The sequence below is a fragment of the Acidovorax sp. KNOB132 genome, assembly GCF_057541515.1.
Genome location: NZ_BAAJYT010000181.1, coordinates 1 through 7641, shown reverse-complemented (window position 1 = coordinate 7641; position 7641 = coordinate 1). Strand labels below are relative to the sequence as shown.

5 protein-coding genes and 2 pseudogenes are annotated in these 7641 nt (G+C 69.7%); 1 reads left to right on the top strand and 6 read right to left on the bottom strand.

Features of this window, described 5'->3' with window-relative positions:
- Together AC27IO_RS18040 and AC27IO_RS18035 are read right to left on the bottom strand one after the other, a co-directional pair.
- Positions 1–273: pseudogene (locus tag AC27IO_RS18040) on the bottom strand (NUDIX hydrolase); the annotation flags it as partial.
- On the bottom strand, positions 270–1256 hold the full coding sequence (locus AC27IO_RS18035; protein ID WP_498740007.1) for a quinone oxidoreductase family protein: 987 nt from the start codon (positions 1254–1256) through the stop codon (positions 270–272). The pseudogene AC27IO_RS18040 and the gene AC27IO_RS18035, both read right to left, overlap by 4 nt.
- A 134-nt stretch (positions 1257–1390) precedes the next feature.
- On the opposite strand from AC27IO_RS18035, the gene AC27IO_RS18030 reads away from it, so the two are divergent.
- Entirely contained in the window at positions 1391–2299 is a 909-nt protein-coding gene (locus AC27IO_RS18030; RefSeq protein WP_284426497.1) for a DMT family transporter, read from the top strand.
- A 135-nt stretch (positions 2300–2434) separates the two neighbouring features.
- On the opposite strand, the gene AC27IO_RS18025 is transcribed toward AC27IO_RS18030, so the two are convergent.
- The 4 genes and pseudogenes from AC27IO_RS18025 to AC27IO_RS18010 all read right to left on the bottom strand — a co-directional run.
- On the bottom strand, positions 2435–5110 hold the full coding sequence (locus AC27IO_RS18025; protein WP_498740004.1) for a bifunctional diguanylate cyclase/phosphodiesterase: 2676 nt from the start codon (positions 5108–5110) through the stop codon (positions 2435–2437).
- A complete protein-coding gene (locus tag AC27IO_RS18020) occupies positions 5110–6231 on the bottom strand; it encodes a TRAP transporter substrate-binding protein (RefSeq protein WP_372588181.1) in 1122 nt (373 codons plus the stop codon). Before AC27IO_RS18020 ends, AC27IO_RS18025 begins: the two co-directional genes overlap by 1 nt.
- A gap of 199 nt (positions 6232–6430) precedes the next feature.
- Positions 6431–7402, bottom strand: coding sequence for a magnesium/cobalt transporter CorA (gene corA, locus AC27IO_RS18015; protein WP_284429114.1), 972 nt, complete (start codon positions 7400–7402; stop codon positions 6431–6433).
- A gap of 48 nt (positions 7403–7450) precedes the next feature.
- Positions 7451–7641 (bottom strand): annotated as a pseudogene (locus AC27IO_RS18010) (hypothetical protein); the annotation flags it as partial.

The window sequence follows — 7641 nt, the reverse complement described above, 5'->3', positions numbered from 1 at the left end:
CTGGCGCAGCGCCTGCGCCAAGGCCGCCAGGGCGGCGGTCACGTCGCCGGCCGGGGCATCGAGCTGCCATGCAGCCGCACCGTAATGCTCCTTTTTTGATAGCAAACAGGGCAAACAATCCCCCGGCGTGAGGGCGATTTCATCCAGAACGCCCTCGGCCACCGAGCCCACGGCATGCCCGGCCACCACGAACGGCAGGCGCGGTGCGGCGGGGGGCTGCTGCGCCTGGCGGCGCGCGGCGGGCACCCAGCCCGGCACGGGCTTCCCGCTCATTCGAGGGTGAGGATGGTGCAGCCCGTGGTCTTGCGGGCCTCCAGGTCGCGGTGCGCCTGCTGCACGTCGCGCAGGGGGTAGCGCTGCTCGATGTGGATCTTGACCGCGCCGCTTTGCACCACCGCGAACAGGTCGTCCGCCATGGCCTGCGTGGCCTCGCGCGTGGCGATGTGGGTGAAGAGCGTCTGCCGCGTGACGTACAGCGAACCCTTGGCGCCCAGCAGGCCGGGCGGGAACGCCGGCACCGGGCCCGAGGCATTGCCGAAGGTGGCCATGAGGCCGAAGGGCCGCAGGCAGTCGAGCGACTTCTCCCAGGTGTCCTTGCCCACGGAGTCGTACACCACCTTCACGCCCTTGCCGCCGGTGATGTCCTTCACGCGCGCGGCGAAGTCCTTGGTGCGGTAGTTGATGGCGTGGGCCGCGCCGTTGGCGAGCGCGAGGCGGCATTTTTCGTCGCTGCCGGCCGTGCCGATGAGCTGCAGGCCCAGGGCCTTGGCCCACTGGCAGGCGATCAGGCCCACGCCGCCGGCGGCCGCGTGAAAGAGCACGTGGTCGCCGGGCTGCAGGCCCTCGGCGGGCAGGGTCTTCTTGAGCAGGTACTGCGCCGTGAGGCCCTTGAGCATCATGGCCGCGCCGGTCTCGAAGCCGATGGCGTCGGGGAGCTTGCAGACGGTCTTGGCGGGCATCACACGCACTTCGGAGTAGCTGCCGGGCGGGTTGCTGGCGTAGGCCGCGCGATCGCCGGCCTTCAGGTGCGTGACGCCCTCGCCCACGGCTTCGACGATGCCCGCGCCCTCCATGCCGAGGGTGGCCGGCATGGACAGCGGATAGAGGCCCGTGCGGTGGTACACGTCGATGAAGTTCAGGCCCACCGCATGGTGGCGGATGCGGATCTCGCCCGGGCCGGGGTCGCCGACGGCCACATCGACGACATGGAGTTCTTCGGGGCCGCCATGCTGGCGGATCTGTACGGCAAGGCTCATGGGGAACACTCCTGCAAGCTGAGAAGGGGGAAGGAACGAGAGAACGAAAAGCGGGCGACCGGCTGACGGAAAGCGGGTGAATCCTGCCATGTTTTGCCGCGGCCTGCCGGAGCGAGGCGCTACAGTCCTCGCCCATGACGCAACGACTCACCCCGGGCACGATCGCCCTGCTGGCCACCGCGCCGCTGCTGTGGGCCGGCAACGCGGTGGTGGGCCGGCTGGTCCACACGCTGGTGCCGCCCGTCACGCTGAACTTCATGCGCTGGGCGCTGGCATTCCTGGTGCTGCTGCCGCTGGCGTTCCGCGTGCTGGGGCCGCAAAGCCCGCTGTGGCCGCACTGGCGGCGCTATGCAGCGCTCGGGCTGCTGGGCATCGGCTGCTACAACGCGCTGCAGTACATGGCGCTGCAGACCTCCACGCCGCTGAACGTGACGCTGGTGGGCTCCAGCCTGCCGCTGTGGATGCTGACGGTGGGCGCGCTGTGCTTCGGCGCGCCCGTGCGGCGCCCGCAACTCATCGGCGCGGTGCTGTCCATGGCCGGGGTGCTGCTGGTGCTGAGCCGGGGCGAATGGGGCCAGCTGCTCGCGCTGCGCCTGGTGCCCGGTGACCTGTTCATGGTGCTGGCGACGATCTCCTGGGCGTTCTACAGCTGGCTGCTGTCGCGCACGCACGAGCCGGCCACGGTGCGCTCGGACTGGGCGGCGTTCCTGATGGCGCAGATGGTGTTCGGCCTGGCCTGGTCGGGCGCGTTCGCCAGCGGCGAATGGGCGCTGGGCCACACGCACATCGAATGGGGCTGGCCGCTGGCCGCGGCGCTGGCCTTCATCGCGCTCGGGCCGGCCATCCTCGCCTACCGGTGCTGGGGCGTGGGCGTGCAGCGCGCGGGCCCGGCGGTGGCGGGGTTCTTCATCAACCTCACGCCGCTCTTTGCCGCCGTGATGTCGGCGATGTTCCTGGGCGAGACGCCGCGCCCCTACCACGCGGCGGCGTTCCTGCTGATCGTGGGCGGCATCGTCGCCTCGTCCCGGCCCCACAAGGCCTGACCGGCCATCCGAGGCAAAACGGCCTCCAGCGCAATCGATACTAGGGCATACCGCTATTAAAAATATAGCAAACCAGCGATCCCCCCGCGGGCCGGGTCGCTGACGCGGCCGGCCCGACGCACGGGCGCGGCCGGTTCAGAGCGGCCCGGGCAGGGGTGCGCTCGGCGCGGCGGTGCTGGCAAAGCGCTCCACCAGTTCCCCGACCGGCAGGGGGCGTGCGAAAAGATAGCCCTGGTACAGGTCGCAGCCGTGCAGCGCCAGGAAGTCCTTTTGCTCGACGGTCTCCACGCCTTCGGCGATCACCTGCAGCTCCAGATTGCGCGCCATGCCGATGATGGTCTGCACGATCACGTCGTCGGTGGGGCGCACGCCCAGGTTGCGCACGAACGACTGGTCGATCTTGAGCTGGTGCAGCGGCAGCCGCGTGAGGTAGGCCAGCGACGAATAGCCGGTGCCGAAATCGTCCACCGAAAAGCGCACGCCCTTGGTGCGCAGCAGGTGCATCTTGGCGACCGAGTCTTCCACGTTGTCCAGCACCAGCGACTCGGTCAGTTCCAGCTCCAGCAGGTGCGGGCGGATGCCGGTCTCCTGGATCACCTCGACCACGCCCGCCACGAAGTCGGGGTGGCGGAACTGCCGTGCGCTCACGTTCACCGACACGTGCACGTTGCGCAGGCGCGGATCGCGCTGCCATTCGGCCAGCTGCTCGCAGGCCGTGCGCAGCACCCACATGCCGATGGGCACGATCAGCTCGCTCTCCTCGGCCACCGCGATGAAGTGGCCGGGGGCCACCAGGCCGCGCTCGGGGTGCTGCCAGCGCAGCAGCGCCTCCACGCCCACCATGGTGCCGGGCAAGGTGAACTGCGGCTGGTAGTGCAGCACGAACTGGCCCTGCTGGATGGCGACCTGCAGGTCCACTTCGAGCTGCGCGCGCTGGGTGATGACCACCTGCATCTGCGGATCGAAAAAGCACAGGCCGTGGCCGCGCCGGGCCTTGACCTGGTACATGGCGATGTCGGCCTGCTTGAGCAGCTCGGCCGCCGACTGCCGCGAGTCGCCGAACACGGTGGCGCCGATGCTGCAATTGCTGTGGTGCGTCTGCGCCCGCAGCTGGTAGGGCTTGCTGAGCGCCAGCAGGATCTTCTCGCCGATGCGCCGCGCCAGCGTGGCGGCCTCCTGCGGGTCGCGCGCCAGGTCGCACAGCATGACCACGAACTCGTCGCCGCCCAGCCGCGCCACGGTGTCGGTGGTGCGCACGCAGTCCTTCAGGCGCACCGCCACCTGCTGCAGCAGCAGGTCGCCCACTTCGTGGCCCTGCGTGTCGTTGAGGGTCTTGAAATGGTCCAGGTCGAGGAACAGCAGCGCCCCCAGTTCGCGCGAGCGCGCCGCCGTGGCGGCGGCCTGGTTGAGCCGGTCCAGCAGCAGGCGCCGGTTGGGCAGGCCGGTCAGCAGGTCGTAGAAGGCGAGGTTCTCGATCTCGGCGCTGGCCAGGCGCAGGTCGGTCACGTCGTGGTAGGAAATCATCAGGCCGCCCTCGGGCGTGGCGCGCTCGGTGATCTGGATGAAGTGCCCGTTGGGCAGCATCTGCTCGTGCGTGCCCTCCGGGTGGCGCTGCAGCGCCAGGCGCTGGTCGACCCATTCGCGCCTTTGCCGCTCGGTGGCCTCGGGCAGGTGGTGCAGCACCGTCGCCTCCAGCAGCGCGCGAAACGGCAGGCCCTCGGTCATCACGCCGCGCAGCCAGGGAAACATGTCCTCGAAGCGGCGGTTCCATTGCAGCACCTCCAGGTTGCGGCCCAGCAGCACGAAGCCGGTGACCATGGAGCCCAGCGCCTGGTCGAGCGTGGCCTTGGAACTGGCCAGCGCCACGCGCGCGCGGTTCATGCGCGTGAGGTAGGCGATGGTGAACAGCCCCGCAGCAGCCACGGTCACGCCAAAGAACAGCGCCACGAGCAAGATGGCCGTGCGCTCGCTGCGCCAGGACGACAGCGCCGCCGCCTCGGGCAGGCTGGCCGAGATCCAGAAATCCGGATACAGGATGGGCCGAGCGACCACCAGCGACGACACGCCGGTGATGCGGGCGCCCTGGCCCCAGGCGCTGATGGGCACGCCGACCTCGCTCAGCGGATGCACCCGCGCGCGGTGGCGCGCATCGCCCCGGCCCGAGAACCCCAGCAGCATCTGCCCCTGCCCGCGCTCCAGCGTGACCTCCAGACCGGCAATGTCCACCGCCTGCGTGAGCACCGACACCAGCATGCTGGTGGGCACCTGGGCCACGGCGATCAGGCGCTCTCCGCCCAGTGAGCGCACGTGGCGGGCCACGTACACCACGCGCTCGGAACTGGCGAAGCTGATGGTCGGCACGCTGATCGCCAGCGTGGGCACGGGCTGGCCCATGACCTCCTCGAAGAAGCCCGAGGGCAGCTCCATTCCCACGCGGGCGCCGGCCGCATCCGACGAGGCGACCATCTTGCGCTGCCCATCCAGCAGGGCCACGTAGCGCACCATGAGGTTCTGGCGGGCGGCCGCGCGCAGCAGTTGGCTCACCGCGCCGGGATCGCGGGATTCGTGCACCTGCTCGCGCATCGCCATGAGGTCGGCGGTGCTGGCCAGCAGTACATCCAGGCCAAGCAGCGACCGGTTGACCGCGGCCTCGGCGCCGGTGGCAAAGCGCGTGACCTGCGCCTCGCTCTCGGCCAGCGCCGAGTGCCGCGTGCTCCATACCAGCCATGCAGCCGCCCCCGTCAGGGCCAGCAGGAACAAGGCCACGACGCCGCCCACGGCGATGCGGATGCGCCTGGAAATGGAGGACATCACGGGGCCCGTGGGGCGGCGATGCCGCGCGCGGGGCCGACCGTACGGTTCCAGAGATCCACGCAGGCGGGGCCGCAGCGCCGCTGCCAGTTCGCCAGCACGGTGGTGCGCAGGATCTCCACGCGCCGCGCATCGTCGGCCGCCGACACCGGCACCACCACCATGGAACCCTTGGCGCCCTTCACGCAGGTGGGCCGGCCCGTGTTGCACGCGAGCCCCTCGGTCGTCTCGCGCTCGGCATCGGCCCAGATGGCGGCCTCCAGCCGGGGCACCTCGCGCTGCAGCAGGGTGCGCAGGTCGGGGGGCAGCGAGTTCCACACGTCGCGGTTGGCCCCGAAGATCGACAGGCCCCAGGTGAGCGGCATGGGATAGACGTACTGGGTCACCTCGTACAGCCCCAGGGTGTTGCCCGACATGGTGCCGGTCACGGCGCATTCGCTGTCGCCGGCCTTGAGGCTGGCCACCATCTGGCCGAAGCCCGTGTGCACCGGAATGCCGCCCACCGCGCTGATGAAGTCTGCCTGCGAGGCCGAGGCCACGCGGATGCGCCGGCCGGACAGGTCGGCCAGGCCCGTCATGGCGTTCTTGCAGAAGATCACCTGGGCCGGATAGACGTAGATGGCCAGCATCTCCATGTTGCGCTCCTGGCGCAGCGACGCCTGGAGATAGGGTCGAAACGCGGCGACCGTGGTGCGCAGGCTGGCGATGTCGGGACTCAGGCCCGGCAGATCGGGCGCCGTGTACTGCGGGTACTGCGCGGTGAGGGAACTCATCAGCACGGTGCCGAAGGGCACCACGCCCAGCTCGACCAGGCGCAGCATCTCCATGCCCGGCACACCCGCGCGGTCGAAGGGCACGATGGTGGAAGAAAAACGGCCATTGCTGAGCCGGGCCAGCTCCTGCGTCCAGAACGGTGCCTCGCGCTGCGTGTACTGCGACAGGGCACCCAGGCTGCCGACCACGCGCAGCATGAACGGCGCAGGGGTGGGGGCCGGTGCCGATGCGCCCGGCCCGCCGGCGCTGGCGGCCGGGGGACTCTGGGCGTGCCCTGTCAAAGTAGCGCAGCAGAGCCAGGCCAGTGCCAGTCGGCACAGTGCGCGGGTCAGGAAAAGGTGTTGCATGAAGGAACGCCGTGGTTCTTGTTGCCGTGTCGCCGCCAGAGATTTCTCCCTCCCCGGCTTTTGTACCATCTTGCCGCGATTTGACCAATGGGCAGCGACCCAGGAGCGATCCGTTTGACAACACCCGCGCGCACGGCACGGTGCGCCACCGGATGCCCGGCGGCCGGCCGCCGCCGGCACGCGTTCACCCACCCGCGGTTCAGAGCCAGCCCGCCCGCCGGAAGCGGTAGTACAGGTAGCCGCACACGCTGAGGATGAGCACCAGCGCCGCCGGGTAGCCGTAGGTCCACTTCAGCTCGGGCATGCCCTCGAAGTTCATGCCCCAGATGCCGGCGAACGCGGTGCAGACCGCGAAGATGCTGGCCCAGGCCGCCAGGCGCTTGGTGATCTCGTTCTCCTCGATCGTCACCATCGAGAGGTTCACCTGGATAGCGGTGCCGATGGTGTCGCGCATGGCGTCGATCGAGCCGTTGATGCGGCTCAGGTGGTCGAGCACGTCCCGGAAGTAATCCTGCGAGCCCATGCACACCTGGGGCACACGCCCGCCGTGCAGCTTGCCCACCCCTTCCATCAGCGGCGCCACCGCCCGCTTGAGCACCATGGCACGGCGCTTGAGTTCGTAAAGGCGCTGGATGTTGTTGTGCGGCGCGCCCTTGGTGAAGATCTGCTGCTCGATCTGCTCGAGCTCCACCTCCAGCGCGTCGATCACCGGAAAGTAGCGGTCCACCACCGCGTCCAGCAGGGCGTACAGCACGAAGCCCGACCCGGTGCGCAGCAGTTCCGGCTGGCGCTCGCAGCGCTCGCGCACGCCCAGGAACCCGAGCTTGCTGCGGTTGCGCACCGACAGCACGTAGTTGCTGCCGACGAAGACATCGACCTCGCCCACGTTGATGCCGCCCTGCTCCGCGTCGGGCTCGACCAGGTGCAGGACGGCGAACAGCGAGTTGCCGTATTCCTCGATCTTGGGGCGCTGGTGGCCGTGCTGGGCATCCTCCACGGCGAGTTCGTGCAGGCCGAACTCCTGCTGCATCTCTGCAAGCTCCTGCGGCGTGGCATCGGCCAGGGCCACCCAGACGAAGCAGCCTGGCAGGGAGACGTAATCGCTGATGTGGTCGACCGAGATATCGGCCAGCTTGGCACCGTTTTGGTAGGCAACGCAATTGATCAGCATGGGGCAATTCAGGTCGACGGCAACGGCCTGGATCTTGCCATGCCGGCGCTACGTTCCGGCGCTCCCGAGGTCCCTGGGCGGCAGCGGCAGAAAAGCCTGCAGACGCGCGTCGTAGTCCCAGCGCGTCAGCCGGTGGCGCGCGGGCAGCACCTCGGCGCCGGACCGCACGGGCGCGGGGCGCTCCAGCGTCACCAGGCTGTTGGGCGCATGGGCGCGCAGGCGCACCGACACGGCCGTGC